The organism is Pseudomonas sp. C2.3V (assembly GCF_058536325.1).
The window spans coordinates 1,599,779-1,616,764 of sequence record NZ_JBZUBN010000001.1 but is presented as its reverse complement, the minus strand read 5'-3'; the positions used below and the strand labels follow the sequence as shown (position 1 = coordinate 1,616,764).

Below are 16,986 nucleotides of genomic sequence, written 5' to 3'. Positions count from 1 at the left end.
GTTTAACCGTGCTCCTTTTCAAACTCTGTCATATAGGCGACCAGTGCTTGCACAGCCTCAAGACTGACAGCGTTGTAGATGGATGCGCGCATGCCACCTACCGAGCGATGCCCCTGAAGATATAGAAGGCCTCGCTCTTCGGCACCCGACAGGAAAGTCTTGTCCAGACGCTCATCTGCCAGGCGGAAAGGCACGTTCATCCAGGAACGATCATTTACCGCAATCGGATTCATGTACATGTCACTACTATCGATGAAGCCATACAGAAGCTCCTGCTTCTGACGGTTGATCCGCTCGATGGCAGGTAGTCCACCCTGATCTTTCAGCCACTGGAACACCAGGCCAGACAGATACCAGGAAAACGTGGCGGGCGTGTTGTACATCGAACCATTGTCTGCTTCGACCTTATAATCAAGGAGCTTGGGGCAAGAGGAACGTGCCCGCCCCAGCAACTCCTCCTGAACGATCACCACTACAAGCCCACTGGGTCCGATGTTTTTCTGTGCGCCCGCATAAATCAACCCAAACCGTGACACGTCCAAAGGACGTGACAGCAGGTTCGAGGACGCATCAGCAACTAGAGGAACATCGCCTGTCTCAGGAATCCAGTTGTACTCAAGACCGCCAATGGTTTCGTTCGGCGTGTAATGAACGTAGGCCGCATCCTTGGAAAGCTGCCACTCATTCTGCCCAGGGATAGCCAGGTAATCGTATTTCTTGGCGCTGGCGGCAACATTCACTGCGCCATAGTTTTGCGCCTGCTCGATAGCCTTGCGTGACCAGATCCCTGTATCGATGTAATCAGCCTTTCCACTTTCAGGTAGCAGGTTCAGTGCAATCTGAGCGAACTGTAGACTTGCCCCGCCCTGCAGGAAAAGCACTTTGTAATCAGCGGGGATTACAAGCAAATCCCGCAAGTCCTGCTCGGCTTTCGAGCTGATTGCAGTGAAGTCGTCGCCACGGTGACTCATCTCCATGACAGACAAGCCGCGCCCCTGCCAATCGAGCAGATCGGCCTGAGCTTGTTTCAGTACCGCCTCCGGCAGCGCAGCCGGGCCAGCGCAGAAGTTATACGCTCGCTTGCTCATCACTCATCGTCCTCATTGGGCATGTCATCAGAGGGAACATCGTTGGCGCCCGGCAGGACATCCTCATCGCTTGGCTCTTCGCTAATGACAGGAAGCTCCTTTTCAAGCAACTCGTCATCAAGCTCGCCCTCATGCTCGATCAACTCGTCGTCAACAGAGGGCTCCTGCACACGCTCAAGGCCTACGAGCTTCTCGCCCTTGCCAAGCTTGATCAGTGTTACACCCTGCGTGTTGCGGCCTTGCAGGGAAACCTCATCAACCCGTGTACGCACCAGCGTACCCTGATCGGAAATCAACATGATTTCCTCACCTTCAAGGACTTGAGTAGCGCCAATCAGCGGGCCATTACGCTCATTGGTTACCATGGCTATTACGCCCTGACCACCACGACCACGCTGCGGATACTCAGCAATAGCAGTACGCTTGCCATAACCATTCAGACTGGCTGTCAGTATCTGCGCCTGCTCTTCTGGAATCAGCATGGAAATCAGATGCTGCCCATCACCCAGACGCATACCGCGGACACCACGGGCTGTACGTCCCATTGTGCGGACATGACGCTCCTTGAAGCGAATGACCTTACCGTTGTCAGAGAACAGCATGACCTCCTGGGCGCCATCGGTAATGGCCGCTGCAATCAGGCTATCGCCCTCTTCCAGCTTCAGCGCAATCAGGCCATTGCTACGAGGACGACTGAACTGCACCAGCGGGGTTTTCTTGACCGTGCCGTAAGCAGTAGCCATGAAGATATAGGATCCGGTAGGCTCATCCTTGCCGCTATCTTCAACCCCTTCTGCGCCCTCATCGACCTCAACATCATCTTCAAGCACCACGTCTTCAACGACATCGTCCTGATCACCCAGGTCTTCATCTTCAGGTGCCTGTTGACGCACGGCCTCCAGATCTACTGGCAACATCGCAGTGATACGCTCGCCTTCAGCCAATGGCAGCAGATTTACAAGCGGACGACCACGTGCAGCACGAGAAGCCTCAGGAATTTCGTAGGTCTTTTTCCAGTACACCTTACCCAGGCTGGAGAACAACAGCAGTGTGGTATGGCTATTGGCGACGAGAAGATGCTCGATGTAATCGTCTTCCTTCACGCCCGAGGCAGAACGGCCGCGACCACCACGGCGCTGAGCCTGGTAGGCATGCAAGGGCTGGGACTTGGCGTAGCCGCCATGGGAAATGGTGACGACACGATCTTCTTCTGTGATCAGGTCAGCAATGGTCAGGTCGACTTGAGACGCGACGATTTCAGTACGACGTGCATCACCGAACTCTGCCTTGATCTTTTCAAGCTCCTCACGGATGACTTCCATGAGACGCTCAGGGCTGTTGAGTATTCGGATCAGCTCTGCAATCTGTTTCAGGATCTCCTGATATTCAGCCAGCAGCTTTTCATGCTCCAGGCCGGTCAGGCGATGCAGTCGCAAATCAAGGATGGCCTGCGCCTGTTCAGGAGATAGCCAGTATTTGCCGTCACGAAGACCATACTGCGGATCAAGGTTTTCCGGGCGGCAGGAATCCGCACCAGCGCGTTCTACCATCGCCTCGACAGCACTGGACTCCCAACCGGTCGCAATGAGCCGCTCTTTGGCTTCAGCTGGGGTTGGAGAGGACCTGATCAGTTCAATAACCGGATCGATATTGGACAGCGCAACCGCTTGGCCTTCGAGAATATGACCACGCTCACGCGCTTTACGCAGTTCATAAATGGTCCGACGGGTAACCACTTCGCGACGGTGACGGATGAATGCCTCAAGCATGTCCTTTAGGTTAAGGACCTTGGGCTGGCCGTCCACCAGCGCAACGATATTGATACCAAACACTGTTTGCAGCTGGGTTTGTGCATACAGATTGTTCAGCACAACCTCAGCCACTTCACCACGACGCAACTCGATCACGACACGCATGCCATCCTTGTCGGACTCATCACGCAGCTCGGTGATACCTTCGATCTTGCGTTCTTTCACCAGCTCGGCAATCTTTTCGATCAGACGAGCCTTGTTCAGCTGATAAGGCAGCTCGGTGATGACGATCTGCTGGCGAGTGCCTGACTTGTCGATATCTTCGACGTCAGCACGTGCACGTACGTAAATACGCCCCCGCCCTGTACGATAAGCCTCGATGATACCTGCCCGGCCATTGATAATGCCTGCAGTCGGGAAATCAGGCCCCGGGATATACTGCATCAGTTGGTCGACAGTCAGCTCACTGTTTTCGATCAGCGCCAGGCAGCCATCAATCACTTCGGTCAGGTTGTGAGGCGGAATGTTAGTAGCCATCCCCACCGCGATACCACTGGAGCCATTGACCAGAAGGTTCGGAACCTTTGTAGGCATGACTGCCGGGATCTTCAGGGACCCGTCGTAGTTGTCTACCCAGTCAACGGTTTCCTTATCCAGGTCCGCCAGGATTTCGTGGGTCAATTTGAACATGCGCACTTCGGTGTATCGCATAGCGGCTGCGGAGTCACCGTCAACCGAACCGAAGTTACCTTGACCATTCACCAGCATGTAGCGAAGGGAGAACGGCTGCGCCATACGTACAATCGTGTCGTATACCGCAGAGTCGCCGTGAGGGTGGTATTTACCGATTACGTCGCCCACGACACGGGCGGATTTCAGATAAGGCTTGTTCCAATCGTTACCCAGCTCGCTCATGGCATAAAGCACACGGCGATGCACAGGTTTCAAGCCGTCGCGCACATCCGGCAATGCGCGTCCGACGATTACGCTCATCGCATAATCGAGGTAAGACTGTCTGAGTTCGTCTTCAATATTGACCGGGAGGATTTCTTTGGCCAGTTCGCCCATGAGAAGCCTGGTTCCTTAGTTTCAACACCCTGCGGGAAAGCAGTAAATACTACCACAAACCAAGGGTTGCCTGCGGTTTCCCGCAGGCGATGTGTGAGTCGTGTTAAGCGGAAAAATCAGTGCAAGCGCTTGCGGTTCATAAGTGCAGCCATTTTCTCTGCAGTGGGCCGCTCCACGACGCCTCGCTCCGTGACAATCGCATCAATCAGATCAGCAGGCGTTACATCGAAAACAGGATTTACAGTATCGACTTCTGCCGCAATCCGAACACCGCCTATTTCAAGCAGTTCGCGTCCCTCACGCTGCTCGATGGGGATATCCTCACCGGATGTCAGATTCATGTCGATGGTCGAGCTGGGCGCCACAACCATAAAGCGCACCCCATGGTGCATTGCATTGACGGCCAGCTGATAGGTCCCGATCTTGTTGGCAACGTCACCGTTGGCTGTGATTCGGTCAGCCCCTACGATGACCCAGGAGATATTGCCGGTTTTCATCAGATGGGCCGCTGCCGCATCGGCATTCAAAGTGACAGGAATGCCTTCGCCAGCCAACTCCCAGGCAGTAAGGCGGGCACCTTGTAGCCACGGGCGCGTCTCATCGGCAAATACCTTGTCCACAAGTCCTTCCAGGTGAGCCGCACGAATAACCCCCAGGGCGGTTCCAAACCCTCCGGTCGCCAACGCACCGGTATTGCAATGGGTCAGAAGCGTCTGAACGCCATCGCCATGCTTGCGAATCAACTCGACCCCGAGCTGCGCCATGGTCAGATTGGCTTCGCGATCGCTCTCATGGATGGCAACGGCCTCCGCTTCAAGGGCCGCTAGTGCCTCCTCGCCCGGCTTGAGTCGCTTCAGGCGCTCTCGCATACGATTAAGCGCCCAGAACAAGTTGACCGCTGTAGGACGGGACTCTGCGAGCATCTGCATATCCTCATCCAGCGTTTGCAACCAGTCTTCCCCTGCCTGCTGGCGCGCTCGAGCGCCTAGCACAACGCCGTAGGCTGCACTAATACCGATTGCCGGTGCTCCTCGCACGACCATCTGCCTGATTGCCTCGGCCACACCACTGGCCGAGTCATACGTGAGCCAGACTTCCTGCATGGGTAATAAACGCTGATCTAGCAGATGCAGTACGCCCTCTTTCCACTCGATAGCCTTGACCTTCTCTGCGGCCAGAAGTCGCTCGCGCATGATCACCCTCATCGCCTGAAACAAAAAAGTCGATTATACAGGGGTGATACAAGCCGCTGTGACAGGACATCGCGAATACATGGGTTTATAAACGCTTTTATCGATAATGTGGCTCGACTGAGTCCCGCCATTGGGCTGACGCCAGTTATACTTTCATTTATTTACCTTCAGGAAGCCCTTCCATGCCTGGTGTCGTGCCCCTTGACCTGCTTCTTTTTCCCACCTGGATCGTTCCGGTGGAACCGGCCGGGGTGGTACTGACTAACTACGCTATCGGCATCAAGGATGGGCAAATCGCCGTATTGGCACCCCGCTCTGATCTGCGACGCTATCAGGCAGCCGAGTCAGTCGAACTTCCCGGCATGCTACTGAGTCCGGGCCTCATCAATATGCACGGCCATGCTGCGATGACACTGTTTCGTGGCCTTGCGGATGACCTTCCGCTCATGACTTGGCTACAGGAACATATCTGGCCCGCTGAAGCCAAATGGGTAAGCGAGGATTTCGTCCGCGACGGCACCCGATTGGCCATCGCAGAGCAAATCAAAGGCGGCATAACCTGCTTTTCGGATATGTACTTTTTTCCGCAGGTAGCGTGTGAGGCCATCCACGAGTCAGGTATGCGGGCGCAAGTCACCCTGCCGATCATGAACTTTCCTGTACCAGGGGCAAGGACTGCAGATGAGGCGATACGCCGGGGACTTGAGCTTTTTGATGACCTGAAGCTACATGAGCGCATCAAGGTCGCTTTTGGGCCTCACGCCCCCTACACCGTCAGCGATGACAAGCTGGCCAATGTCCTGATGTTGGCCGATCAACTTGACGCATGCATCCACATGCATGTGCATGAAACGGCTGGCGAGGTGCAGGAGGCAATCGAAAAGACAGGGGAACGTCCGCTTGCTCGCCTGCGCAGGCTAGGACTTTTAGGTCCCCGCTTCCAGTCTGTCCACATGACCCAGATCGACGAGGAAGACTTGGAAAATCTGGTTGAGACCAACACTCATGTAATCCACTGCCCCGAGTCCAATCTCAAGCTAGCCAGCGGTTTCTGCCCGGTAGAAACGCTTTGGCAGGCAGGCGTGAACGTCGCGATAGGTACGGACGGGGCAGCCAGCAACAATGACCTGGATCTGTTGGGCGAAACCCGTACCGCCGCTCTCCTGGCCAAGGCCGTAGCCGGTTCCGCAACAGCACTGGATGCACACAGAGCCTTGCGTATGGCCACACTCAATGGGGCACGTGCCCTAGGTCTTGAGCGCTGCCTGGGCTCCCTTGAGGTGGGCAAGGCAGCTGACATGGTCGCTTTCGACATGAGCGGACTGGCTCAGCAACCCATTTATGACCCAGTGTCTCAACTGATTTATGCCAGCAACCGTGATTGTGTGAAGCATGTCTGGGTGGGTGGCCGCCCCTTGTTAAAGGACGGCAAGCTGACCCGCCTGGATGAACAAGAACTTATCGAGAACGCTCGCACCTGGGGCCAAAAGATAGCCGCTCGCTAACGACTGGCTGCGCCAGTGGTGCGTTCATCTAGCAAATGCCAAATCACAAGCGCATTTGCACAACGAATTTAGAGAATGGAGTGTAAGGGATGTCCAACGTCGATAATGCCGAGATTGCCAAATTCGAAGCCCTGGCCTCGCGGTGGTGGGACAGAGAGAGTGAATTCAAGCCGCTTCATGATATCAATCCGCTGCGCGTCAATTGGATTGACCAACACGCCAACCTCGCCGGCAAAAAAGTACTCGACGTAGGCTGCGGCGGCGGCATCCTGAGCGAAGCCATGGCAGTACGGGGCGCGGACGTCACAGGAATCGACATGGGCGAAGCGCCGCTTTCAGTTGCACAGCTTCACCAACTGGAATCAGGTGTGCCCGTCAGCTACCGCCGCATTACCGCTGAGGAGCTGGCAGCTGAAACGCCCGGCGCTTACGATGTCGTCACATGCATGGAAATGCTTGAGCATGTCCCAGATCCGGCATCTGTGATTCAAGCATGCCGGACACTAGTTAAACCTGGCGGCCATGTCTTTTTCTCTACGATTAACCGCAACCCCAAATCCTATCTATTTGCCATTGTGGGCGCCGAATATGTCTTGCGTCTGCTGCCGCGCGGCACTCATGACTTCCGCAAGTTTATTCGTCCATCCGAATTAGGCGCTTGGTGCCGAAACGCCGGCCTACACGTACGCGATGTCATCGGTATGACTTACAACCCGATTACCAAGGTCTACAAGTTGGGCAATGATGTCGACGTAAACTACATGCTGCGCACCATCCGCGAGGAGTAATAGGATGCGAATAAAAGCAGTACTGTTCGATATGGACGGCACATTGCTCGACACGGCACCTGACTTTATCGCCGTGATCCAGTCCATGCGCGCTGATCGAGGCTTGCCAGCCGTCGATGAGAAAACTGTCCGGGACGTCGTATCGGGTGGCGCACGAGCCATGGTAGCCAGCGCGTTCGAAGTAGATCCCTTGAGCGATGAGTTTGACCCACTACGATTGGACTTTCTTGACCGCTATCAGGATCACTGCGCCATCCACTCTCACCTATTCGAGGGCATGGAAGAATTGTTGGCGGACCTGGAACGGGCTCGTCTGACTTGGGGCGTAGTCACCAACAAGCCCGTCCGTTATGCAGAGCCCATCATGCAGGCACTTGGCCTTGCTAAACGTTCAGCCGTTCTGGTCTGCCCTGACCATGTCACCCACAGCAAACCTGATCCAGAGCCCGTGTTGTTAGCGTGTAAACAAATCAATATCGAGCCGCAAGCCGTCATTTTTGTCGGTGACGATCGTCGAGATATCGAATCGGGGCGCGCAGCGGGCACCAAAACAGCGGCCGTGCGATATGGCTATATCCATCCAGAGGACAATCCTGCTCACTGGGGCGCCGATCTGGTAGTAGATCACCCGCTTGAGCTGCGTGACGCCTTGGACCGCGCCATTTGCGGCTGTTAAAACAGTAGGGCCGCTCAAGCGAGCGGCTGGGAGTCAAGATGTTTGAATACAAGGCCCGCCCTGACCTTCTCAAAAATCGAATCATCCTTGTAACAGGTGCCGGACGAGGCATTGGCCGGGCAGCGGCAAAAACCTATGCTGCCCATGGCGCAACCATCCTGCTCTTGGGTAAGACAGAAGAGAACCTCAACGAGGTCTACGATGAAATCGAGGCTGCTGGCTATCCACAAGCGGTAGTCGTTCCTTTTGACCTTGAAGCCGCACGGCCTGAGCAGTTCGAAGAGCTGGCTGCCATGGTAGAGACGGAGTTTGGTCGACTTGATGGTCTTTTGCACAATGCAGGCATTCTAGGTCCTCGCGCCTCCGTTGAGCAGACCAGCGGAGAAGCCTTCATGCAGGTTATGCAAGTCAACGTCAACGCAGTCTTCATGCTAACGCGTGCGCTACTGCCACTGCTCAGACAATCGAACGATGCCTCGATCATTTTCACCTCCAGCAGTGTGGGGCGAAAAGGACGTGCCTATTGGGGAGCATACGCCGTTTCTAAATTTGCCAACGAAGGCCTTATGCAGGTGGTTGCCGATGAAATGGATGGCACTGCGGCCGTACGGGCCAACAGTATCAATCCCGGCGGAACCCGAACCGACATGCGCGCCCTCGCTTACCCTGCTGAAAACCCTGCACGCAACCCAACACCCGAGGAGATCATGCCCGTCTACCTCTATTTGATGGGACCAGACAGCGCACACGTCAATGGGCAAGCGTTCAACGCTCAAGGCTAGATAGAGGAAAGGGAAGCAAGAAAGGATGAACATGTGAGATGTTCATCCTTGGATCAATCAACGACCAGCGCGTGATTCGCGAATATAGAAGCGCGCCTTTTGAGCATTCTGAACGCAGCCGTTATAGGCCTCTACCTGCTGCTGAGTCTTGGCGGTTGAAATCAAGCCCAGCGCCTTGGAATAGCTGACCGTACCTGCAAACCCTTCGGTTTTGGCTATATCCAGTTCTTTCCATGCAGCGTTCACCTCTGCCGCACAACTGTCTCGGTTGACCGTTTTGGCTGCACATCCAGCAAGTACCAGCGCCGCGACAGGCATCATTGCAAGCCAGCGATTCATGATTTGACTCCTTCAATGGATAAGTAAATCCGGCGCATTAAAGACCTCGTTTTAACTAGCCTGTTCAACGGTTTGCCTTGAGATAACTCACGACCGACTGCTGATCTCCAGCAAAGAGGATGCGCCCCGACTTATTCTCGCGTTGATAGGCATACATAGGGTCGTAATATTCACTTAGCAACGCTCGAATCCATTCACGATGCTGCCCTACATCGCCACTGACCTTCTGCACCGCGAGTGCTTCATTCATGATCTCCGCTAGGCGTTGATAGCGCTCGCCGCCCAGTCTTTTGGCAATATTGGAAAGACTCTTACAAAGCTGTTCAGCAAACAAATCGAATCCGCTGTCGCCATGCTCACGATTGAACTCGGCTGCCAGATCAATCACGTAGTCCTTTAGTATTCGCTCAACACGCCCCTCCAGGGTGTCTTCCAGCCATACCATGGGAAAATGCTGCATGGCCTGGTGCAACTCAAAAGGCAAGGAGCACCGCCCAATCAACCGAGACTCATCTTCCAGCACAAAACGATCCTGCCCCTTTGCACGACGCCTCAACAGGTCAATGGCCAAACTGTTTTCAAAATCGATTTGTGATGGCTGTACGGTGGCGCGCTTACCAAAACTTGAGCCGCGATGATTGGCATGCCCTTCCAGATCAACACTATCGTCGAGCTGAGCGATGACTTCTGTTTTGCCAGTTCCAGTCATACCGCCCACCAATACGAAGCGGCATTCCTCAACAGACTGAAGCAGTGTTTCCATGAGAAACGTACGCATGGCCTTATAGCCGCCGGCTACACGTGGATAGGCAATACCTGCCTCACTAAGCAGCCATTGCTGAGTAATTTGCGACCGCAGGCCACCCCTGAAGCAGTACAGATAGCCCTCCGGATTGGCCTCGGCAAACTCGGCCCACGCCTGTACCCGCGCTTCCTTCAACTTGCCGGAAACCAGGGAGTGTCCAAGCTCCAGAGCAGCCTGCTGCCCCTTCAGCTTGTAACAGGTACCCACCTTTTGCCGCTCGATGTCATTCATCAACGGCCGGTTGGTTGCGCCCGGAAAAGCGCCCTTGGAAAACTCGACGGGTGCGCGCACATCCATTAGCGGCACACCAGAAAGAAAGAGGGAGCGGTAGTCCCGAGCGTCATCGCGCATCAATACACCTCAACCGCATGCCGCTGTCGATCAACCATTTCGCCAATAGGCTGAAGTGACAGGCCTAACTCTCGAGCGACCGACATGAATTCTGACTCGCCCTGCGGCTCGACCGCGATTAACAGCCCGCCACTGGTCTGGGGATCGCACAAAAGCAATTTCTGCTGCTCGGATAGCGATGCAATACGGTCACCGTAGCTATCGAAGTTGCGTAAGGTGCCACCAGGCACACACCCCCACTCCAGATACTGCTCAACCATAGGCAAACGTGGAACTGCGTTATATTCGACCCGGGCAGTCAAGCCGCTGCCGTCAGCCATTTCCACTAGATGTCCCAGTAACCCAAAGCCCGTTACATCTGTCATTGCGGTGACGGCAGCCAACTTGCCAAAGCGACTACCCGGCTTGTTCAGTTGACACATCCAATCGCGTGCGACACCCATGTCTTCCACACGCAATTTTGATTTTTTTTCAGCGGTAGTCAGGATGCCGATGCCTAGAGGCTTGGTGAGGAACAACTTGCAGCCTAACGAAGCCGTGTCGTTTCGCTTCATCTTTCGCTTTTCGACGACACCTGTTACTGCCAGACCAAAAATAGGTTCAGGCGCATCGATAGAGTGTCCACCAGCCAACGGGATGCCCGCCTCGTCACAAACCTTGCGGCCACCTGCCACCACTTCCCGTGCAACCTCAGGCGGAAGCACATTAACAGGCCAGCCCAAAATTGCAATTGCCATCAAAGGATCGCCACCCATGGCGTAGATATCGCTAATGGCGTTGGTCGCCGCGATACGTCCGAAATCAAAGGGATCATCCACAATGGGCATGAAGAAGTCAGTTGTGGAAACCACACCTCGCTCAGCATCAAGGGCATATACCGCTGCATCATCCCTCGAGGCATTTCCTACCCAAAGGTTCGGGTCCAGATGCTGGGCACCACTGCCGGCCAGAATGATTTCCAATACCTTAGGCGAAATCTTGCAACCACAGCCGGCTCCATGGCTGTATTGGGTAAGGCGAATCGGCTCGGACATAAGTACTCCGCTGAAGGCTAAGAATTTCATACGCGCGAGGCGCGCTTATAGGTCAGTATTCTAACAAAGCCTGGATAAGGTTAGGCTTGCTTGGTAAGTGAACCAGACTAAATAGCCAGAATACGCCTGCTATACGCGTGATTCGAGGCTCGTATGGAGCCACAGATGGAACTTGCCAGCTATTTACAAGGACAAAATGTCGCGAAAAAACATTGTATAAACGCCTAAAAGTACCTGACATGAACGTTTTTAATCCACAAAAGCTGTGGATAAGTTCGTGGAAAAGATGATGGAAATCACCGCAACGCCAGTAGCCACGCCACTTTTAACTAAACTGTCGTTTTTTTAGGCAATCCATAAATTCTGTGCCTTTTCAGTCATTTATAATTTTAGAGTATAGCTTTACTACGCATTACAACCCCTTGACATTACGCCCAATGGCGTTTTAGTCGGGTGTGTATATCTCGCCACCCCAACTACAAAAATGTCCTGCCGATTGTTTGAGGTAGGATAAGCATGTTTATACATTTGGATTACTTAATGTCTGCCCCATCAACCCACACCTCATCTGTACCCGCACGTGCGTGGTTACTCCTGCTGGGACTCTTTCTTGTCGCCCTCAACTTAAGGCCCGCCTTATCAAGTCTTTCCCCTCTGCTTCGTCAGATCGAGGCCTCGACCGGGTTGTCCAGCTCGGCAGCCGGACTACTGACCACAGCACCCGTCCTGTGTCTGGGACTTTTTGCGCCATTGGCGCCTCGCCTCTCCCGATGGCTGGGCAGCGAAAGAACCGTGCTGGTGATACTGCTTACACTGGCAGGCGGTATTGTCTTACGTAGTCTGTTACCCCTTGCCGGCCTGTTTATAGGCAGTCTTGTTGCAGGTGCCAGCATTGGAGTCATCGGCGTTCTATTACCCGGCATTATCAAGCGGGACTTTCCGGAGCAGGCAGGCATGCTCATGGGCGCCTATACCATGGCGCTATGCCTGGGTGCCGCCCTCGCCGCCGGTGCAACAGCCCCACTGGAGCATCTGTTCAACGACCGCTGGCAACCGGCCTTGGCTTTCTGGGCAACACCAGCGATCTTGGCAGCAATCGTCTGGTTGCCGCAAACCCGCGCTAATCATCATGCGAACAGCCAGAAATGGCAGGTGGTAGGCTTATGGCAGGATAAGCTGGCTTGGCAGGTCACCCTTTATATGGGGCTTCAATCGTCGCTCGCCTATATTGTTTTTGGATGGCTACCCTCCATCCTGATTGATCGAGGTCTCAGCGCTGTAGAGGCAGGACTCATGCTGTCCATTTCAGTCCTACTTCAATTACTGACCGCGCTTATCACGCCCTGGCTGGCTACCCGAGGCAAAGACCAGCGCCTGGCCATCATCCTGGTGCTGAGCATGACGCTAACCGGCCTTCTTGGCTGCCTGTACGGTTCCCTCGGCAGTCTATGGTTCTGGGCTTGCATTCTAGGCCTGGGCCAAGGCGGAACCTTCAGTATTGCCCTGGCCTTGATTGTACTTCGTTCACCTGATGCGCATATTGCAGCTCGTCTGTCAGGAATGTCCCAAGGCGTAGGCTATACATTGGCAGCCATGGGCCCCCTGCTGGTAGGCGTGATCCATGACATGAGCAGCGGCTGGAGCAGTGTGGGCATCCTGTTTATTGGAATCGCCATTTTAGCCGCGTTATTTGGCCTGCTTGCAGGACGCAACCTGCATGTAAACGCCAAGAGCCTTCCGCTATAACGTGCTTGAGTGGGGGAAAACGTCTTGTTTGCCCCACTCGTTTGGTTATGGCTTTGGAACCTGATCTGCAGCGCCTGCCATCCAGTCACGAATCAGATTGTAGGCAACGGCCAAAAGAATAGGCCCCAGAAACAATCCCATAAAACCAAACGCCAGCAGGCCGCCAAAGACACCAAGCAATACGACTACCAATGGCAGGTCCCCTCCCCGACTGATCAAATACGGCTTGAGAATATTATCTACACCGCTAATGACAAAGAGCCCCCAAAGTCCCATGAATATGGCGTATCCATATTCCTGCTGGAGCACCAGCCAGATCGTTGAAGGTATCCAGACCAGCGGAGGCCCCACAGGGATCAAGCTCAATGCAAAGGTCAACAACGCTAATCCTAACGCGCCGGGCACCCCAGCGATCATTAGGCCTATCATCGCCAAGACACCTTGAGCCGCCGCCGTTCCTAGAATTCCATTTACGACTCGATGCACTGTGCCGCCGACCAGTTGCATATAATGGCCGGCTTGAGCACCAATCAGCCTGACGAGCAGCTTTTCAACCAAGGTAGCCAGCCGAGGTCCGTCACGGTAGAAGAAAAACACCAGGACAAGACTTAGCGCCAGCTCTAAAAAGCCGCCACCTACACGCGCACTTCGCGCCAGAAGCCAATTCCCCATCTGCCCCAGATAGGGCTTCAAGCTGTCAAAATAGGCAGTACCTCGCGCATCCAGGGTTTGCCATAGACTGGCCAGCCGGTCGCCAACAAGAGGCAACCGCACTACCCACTCTGGCACAGGCGGCAAACCGCCCACTTGGATGCTGCGAACTAACTCAATCGTTCCACGCACATGATCAGCAAGTCCCATACCGACCCATACAAGCGGCAATGCCACCAACAATATCCAACCGATCGTAAGAATCGCAGCGGCCACCGTATTACGGCCGTTCAGCCTGCGGGTCAAGCCCCGCATCAGGGGCCAACTGGCGTAAGCCAGTACCGCAGCCCAAAATAGGGCCGACATGAATGGCAGCAACACCCATAGACAGGCACCAAGGAGTGACAGGAGAAGTATGCGGACGAGCAGGCGATCGTGCTCATACATGGGCGGAGGTAATTGGGGAGACTGACCAGCAGGAAGCCGCATAAAAATTCCTAAGATGACAATCGAATCACTGTCCTGCTTAATCGGTTCCACCCGCCGGACAGGCAAGCGACAATGTCAGAGCTTAACGCCCCGCCAGATACCTGTCGTTACCGCTAGATGGGTTATAGCTGCAGATAGAGCCCAGGCTCACGATTCGGGTCAACTTCAAGCCGGGCAGCTCGTATTCTCCTGGCCAGCAACGCTTTTTCCCACTTGCCCGCTTGCGGCCCACCGATGATCACTCGGGTACCTGTGTCCAGATTAAGGCACTGCCCTACCAGGTCCAGCCAGATATCGTCTGGTGGATCGGCTAACGCAGGAAGATGTAACTCACCATCTTGCCGCAATTGACGAAGCAATGTTGCAGGACTTGCTACCAGCTTGCCCAAAGGTATGGAAGCCTCGAGCTGCTCCACATGCAGATAACCCCTTCGATTACCTCGAGTGATCGCGTAAAGCGCCAGCAATGTCTCGTCTTGTGGTGGAGCGAGACGCAACAGGAGATACGACTGCTGCTCGTCCGGCCCATACAACTGCGATTTTCCAAAAATAGCATTGGCAAATACATTACTGGAGCCACAATCGCGTCCCTCACACCACGATAACGGTATCGCAGCCTGTTTCTGCAATGTACTTCTGGCCTCATTGAGTGCCGCAATAGGGTCATGTCCACGGGGCAACTCATAGGTCAGCGTGACGAGCTTACCCTCTGCTTGGACGTCTCCCTCCAGGCGCAACTTGCCTCCTATACGACTTACAGCGCCCTGTGGGTACATTTTTTCGACAGACCCAGCCTCACGATAATCAATAATTTCGGCATGGGCAGGTCGCGCCAGCACTGGAAGATCGACACTGCCTGGCATATCTGCCGCAACAGCAGCACACGTCATGAATCCCAGACCAAGCGCAAAAAAAAGTCGCATATATATTAGTGAATCACCCTGAATTAATTTAAAGACCCATAAATAATAGCGGGGACATGTTTACCTGGAGTAGCGCGTTATACCGGCACACGCTTTTTCCTGCCTGAGGACTGACAGGCGAATCTGACAGAGCGAATACACGTTCAAAACCGTCCAAACGCTGCATCCTTTAGAGGCATGGCTCCCTGTGACTTGATCGCTATTGATCCTTTATGCATAACAAGCCTTATCAATACCCGTATTCGAGTCAAGCTGCAGAGAAAAAGCGATTGAAACAATCTGCTACCGCCCTTGCGCCAACCTCGTTATCCAGATGCAAGTGATGCCCCCCAGCCAAACGGGTAACTTCATAGCAAGCAAGCTCCTGTAGGAGTCCATCGATACCGGGAATATTGACGAGCAGCCCCTTGTCAGCCACAACGAGACTCGCGGGGCACTGCACTTTTTTAATGAACGCCAAGGCCTGCTCACGCGTCAGCCTTAATGTGGTCGGCAAGGTTAAACGAGCATCGGAGCGCCAGGTATACCCTCCTGGAATAGGCATCAACCCTCGCTCTGCCAGTAGCTCTGCAGCCTCCATACTGACCGATCCCACACCTTTGAGTCTGGCTTGAGCGGCCTGCTGAACAGTCTCATAAACCGGCTTGCGCTTATTGGGCAAATTAAGCTGAGCACGCAAGGCATTGCCTAGTTTTTCAGGCGCCTCATCCGGCTCTGTCGTGTACGGCAGCAGCCCGTCGATCAATGCCAGACGCTCGACACGTTCCGGCAATGCTGCTGCGAAAAGCACCGAAATAATGGCCCCGAGTGAGTGACCCAGTAACGAGAAGCGCTCCCACCCTAGCTGCTCTGCTGCCATCAAGACGTCCTGCACGTAGTCTTGCAGCAGGTAGCCAACACCGACCGGGCGATGAGCGGATAAACCATGCCCCGGCAGGTCGACTGCAACAATGCGCAACCCCTCCAGATAAGGGGCCAATCGCGAGAACGTCATGGCATTATCTAACCAGCCATGCAAAGCCAGCACTGGCCGCCCGTCTTCAGGGCCGAATAAACGAGCCGCAAGCTCAAGGTGGGGTAAGTTAAGGCGCAACTCCTGTACATGGGCAGTCATGTCTAGTTCTCATAATTGATTTTCAAATCAGACAATAAAGCAAGCAGAAGGGCTTCGCAGAGCAATGGCGCTCATGCTCGACGAACCAGTAAATGCTCTAGATATAAAGAGGCGCAAGACCAACACCTAATAACCGAAAGGGCTGGTCCAGGCGCGGCATCAGGACGAAATGCGGTCTTTGGGGATGACAGCTACCGTTAAACGCGAAATACAGGTTGCACGCCCCGCTTCATCTGACAATCGGATATCCCATACATGAGTACTTCGACCCAGATGGACAGGCTTTGCCACAGCGGTCACCCGTCCACGTCTAACAGCGCGCAAATGATTGGCATTGACCTCAAGCCCCACGCAGGTGTACTGGCTCCTGTCGATACAGAGCAGACTGGCAATGGAGCCGACGGTTTCTGCCAAGACAACAGAAGCCCCTCCATGAAGCAACCCAAACGGCTGGTGGGTACGCTCATCTACCGCCATGCTTGCAGTGAGCGAATCTTCATCATAAGCCTCAAAATGAATATCCACGCGCTCGCAAATAGTGTTTTGCAAACTCTCATCCAGCGCAGCGAGGTCCGGCTCGGTGAACCAGATACTCATACCAGGTACTCCGCATAGACCCGTAAAGACACACCTGATGCATCAATTAACATAACGACCTCTTTTTTGTTAGAAATTATGGAATC

The 16,986-nt window shown here is 54.3% G+C and carries 15 protein-coding genes; 5 read left to right on the top strand and 10 right to left on the bottom strand.

Annotated elements, in window-relative coordinates:
• Window positions 1-2 precede the first annotated feature (2 nt).
• The 3 genes from serC to mtnA form a co-directional block, all read right to left on the bottom strand.
• Window positions 3-1,088, bottom strand: coding sequence for a 3-phosphoserine/phosphohydroxythreonine transaminase (gene serC / locus AC4LF3_RS07615; RefSeq protein ID WP_010797856.1), 1,086 nt, complete (start codon window positions 1,086-1,088; stop codon window positions 3-5).
• The gene (gene gyrA, locus AC4LF3_RS07610; protein ID WP_491835031.1) at window positions 1,088-3,907 is read right to left on the bottom strand and encodes a DNA gyrase subunit A; all 2,820 of its coding nucleotides are present in this window, start codon (window positions 3,905-3,907) and stop codon (window positions 1,088-1,090) included. Before gyrA ends, serC begins: the two co-directional genes overlap by 1 nt.
• Before the next feature lie 116 nt (window positions 3,908-4,023).
• Entirely contained in the window at window positions 4,024-5,100 is a 1,077-nt protein-coding gene (gene mtnA / locus AC4LF3_RS07605; RefSeq protein WP_010797854.1) for an S-methyl-5-thioribose-1-phosphate isomerase, read from the bottom strand.
• 182 nt (window positions 5,101-5,282) lie between these two features.
• Here mtnA and AC4LF3_RS07600 point away from each other — a divergent pair, with 182 nt between their 5' ends.
• The 4 genes from AC4LF3_RS07600 (at window position 5,283) to AC4LF3_RS07585 (ending at window position 8,851) form a co-directional block, all read left to right on the top strand.
• Window positions 5,283-6,605, top strand: a complete 1,323-nt coding sequence (locus AC4LF3_RS07600; RefSeq protein ID WP_404627690.1) for a TRZ/ATZ family hydrolase — start codon at window positions 5,283-5,285, stop codon at window positions 6,603-6,605.
• 89 nt (window positions 6,606-6,694) lie between these two features.
• Window positions 6,695-7,393, top strand: a complete 699-nt coding sequence (gene ubiG / locus AC4LF3_RS07595) for a bifunctional 2-polyprenyl-6-hydroxyphenol methylase/3-demethylubiquinol 3-O-methyltransferase UbiG (RefSeq protein ID WP_010797852.1) — start codon at window positions 6,695-6,697, stop codon at window positions 7,391-7,393.
• Between the two features lie 4 nt (window positions 7,394-7,397).
• Window positions 7,398-8,069, top strand: coding sequence for an N-acetylmuramic acid 6-phosphate phosphatase MupP (gene mupP, locus AC4LF3_RS07590; protein ID WP_150347675.1), 672 nt, complete (start codon window positions 7,398-7,400; stop codon window positions 8,067-8,069).
• 38 nt (window positions 8,070-8,107) lie between these two features.
• Window positions 8,108-8,851: a YciK family oxidoreductase gene (locus AC4LF3_RS07585; RefSeq protein WP_312270946.1), complete on the top strand. Its 744-nt coding sequence runs from the start codon at window positions 8,108-8,110 to the stop codon at window positions 8,849-8,851.
• 57 nt (window positions 8,852-8,908) lie between these two features.
• Here AC4LF3_RS07585 and AC4LF3_RS07580 read toward each other — a convergent pair whose 3' ends face one another.
• From AC4LF3_RS07580 to selD, 3 genes are all read right to left on the bottom strand, one after another.
• Complete coding sequence (locus AC4LF3_RS07580; protein WP_010797849.1) at window positions 8,909-9,190, bottom strand: hypothetical protein; 282 nt, start codon at window positions 9,188-9,190, stop codon at window positions 8,909-8,911.
• 64 nt (window positions 9,191-9,254) lie between these two features.
• Complete coding sequence (gene mnmH / locus AC4LF3_RS07575; protein ID WP_312270947.1) at window positions 9,255-10,346, bottom strand: tRNA 2-selenouridine(34) synthase MnmH; 1,092 nt, start codon at window positions 10,344-10,346, stop codon at window positions 9,255-9,257.
• Window positions 10,346-11,380 (bottom strand): selenide, water dikinase SelD, encoded by a 1,035-nt coding sequence (selD, locus tag AC4LF3_RS07570; RefSeq protein WP_074827323.1) that lies wholly within the window; start codon window positions 11,378-11,380, stop codon window positions 10,346-10,348. Before selD ends, mnmH begins: the two co-directional genes overlap by 1 nt.
• A gap of 540 nt (window positions 11,381-11,920) precedes the next feature.
• On the opposite strand from selD, the gene AC4LF3_RS07565 reads away from it, so the two are divergent.
• Complete coding sequence (locus AC4LF3_RS07565; protein ID WP_491835030.1) at window positions 11,921-13,126, top strand: CynX/NimT family MFS transporter; 1,206 nt, start codon at window positions 11,921-11,923, stop codon at window positions 13,124-13,126.
• A gap of 45 nt (window positions 13,127-13,171) precedes the next feature.
• On the opposite strand, the gene AC4LF3_RS07560 is transcribed toward AC4LF3_RS07565, so the two are convergent.
• The 4 genes from AC4LF3_RS07560 to AC4LF3_RS07545 form a co-directional block, all read right to left on the bottom strand.
• Complete coding sequence (locus AC4LF3_RS07560) at window positions 13,172-14,224, bottom strand: AI-2E family transporter (protein ID WP_491836259.1); 1,053 nt, start codon at window positions 14,222-14,224, stop codon at window positions 13,172-13,174.
• A 164-nt stretch (window positions 14,225-14,388) separates the two neighbouring features.
• Window positions 14,389-15,189, bottom strand: coding sequence for a DUF4892 domain-containing protein (locus AC4LF3_RS07555; protein WP_491835029.1), 801 nt, complete (start codon window positions 15,187-15,189; stop codon window positions 14,389-14,391).
• Window positions 15,190-15,436: 247 nt separating this feature from the next.
• Window positions 15,437-16,303: an alpha/beta hydrolase gene (locus AC4LF3_RS07550; RefSeq protein ID WP_491835028.1), complete on the bottom strand. Its 867-nt coding sequence runs from the start codon at window positions 16,301-16,303 to the stop codon at window positions 15,437-15,439.
• A gap of 159 nt (window positions 16,304-16,462) precedes the next feature.
• Complete coding sequence (locus tag AC4LF3_RS07545) at window positions 16,463-16,900, bottom strand: hotdog fold thioesterase (RefSeq protein ID WP_010797842.1); 438 nt, start codon at window positions 16,898-16,900, stop codon at window positions 16,463-16,465.
• Window positions 16,901-16,986: the final 86 nt, after the last annotated feature.

Excerpts from the sequence above, each read along its gene's own strand:
- serC (WP_010797856.1), bottom strand. The coding sequence starts at position 1,088 with ATGAGCAAGCGAGCGTATAACTTCTGCGCTGGCCCGGCTGCGCTGCCG.
- gyrA (WP_491835031.1), bottom strand. The coding sequence starts at position 3,907 with ATGGGCGAACTGGCCAAAGAAATCCTCCCGGTCAATATTGAAGACGAA.
- mtnA (WP_010797854.1), bottom strand. The coding sequence starts at position 5,100 with ATGCGCGAGCGACTTCTGGCCGCAGAGAAGGTCAAGGCTATCGAGTGG.
- AC4LF3_RS07600 (WP_404627690.1), top strand. The coding sequence starts at position 5,283 with ATGCCTGGTGTCGTGCCCCTTGACCTGCTTCTTTTTCCCACCTGGATC.
- ubiG (WP_010797852.1), top strand. The coding sequence starts at position 6,695 with ATGTCCAACGTCGATAATGCCGAGATTGCCAAATTCGAAGCCCTGGCC.
- mupP (WP_150347675.1), top strand. The coding sequence starts at position 7,398 with ATGCGAATAAAAGCAGTACTGTTCGATATGGACGGCACATTGCTCGAC.
- AC4LF3_RS07585 (WP_312270946.1), top strand. The coding sequence starts at position 8,108 with ATGTTTGAATACAAGGCCCGCCCTGACCTTCTCAAAAATCGAATCATC.
- AC4LF3_RS07580 (WP_010797849.1), bottom strand. The coding sequence starts at position 9,190 with ATGAATCGCTGGCTTGCAATGATGCCTGTCGCGGCGCTGGTACTTGCT.
- mnmH (WP_312270947.1), bottom strand. The coding sequence starts at position 10,346 with ATGCGCGATGACGCTCGGGACTACCGCTCCCTCTTTCTTTCTGGTGTG.
- selD (WP_074827323.1), bottom strand. The coding sequence starts at position 11,380 with ATGTCCGAGCCGATTCGCCTTACCCAATACAGCCATGGAGCCGGCTGT.
- AC4LF3_RS07565 (WP_491835030.1), top strand. The coding sequence starts at position 11,921 with ATGTCTGCCCCATCAACCCACACCTCATCTGTACCCGCACGTGCGTGG.
- AC4LF3_RS07560 (WP_491836259.1), bottom strand. The coding sequence starts at position 14,224 with ATGTATGAGCACGATCGCCTGCTCGTCCGCATACTTCTCCTGTCACTC.
- AC4LF3_RS07555 (WP_491835029.1), bottom strand. The coding sequence starts at position 15,189 with ATGCGACTTTTTTTTGCGCTTGGTCTGGGATTCATGACGTGTGCTGCT.
- AC4LF3_RS07550 (WP_491835028.1), bottom strand. The coding sequence starts at position 16,303 with ATGACTGCCCATGTACAGGAGTTGCGCCTTAACTTACCCCACCTTGAG.
- AC4LF3_RS07545 (WP_010797842.1), bottom strand. The coding sequence starts at position 16,900 with ATGAGTATCTGGTTCACCGAGCCGGACCTCGCTGCGCTGGATGAGAGT.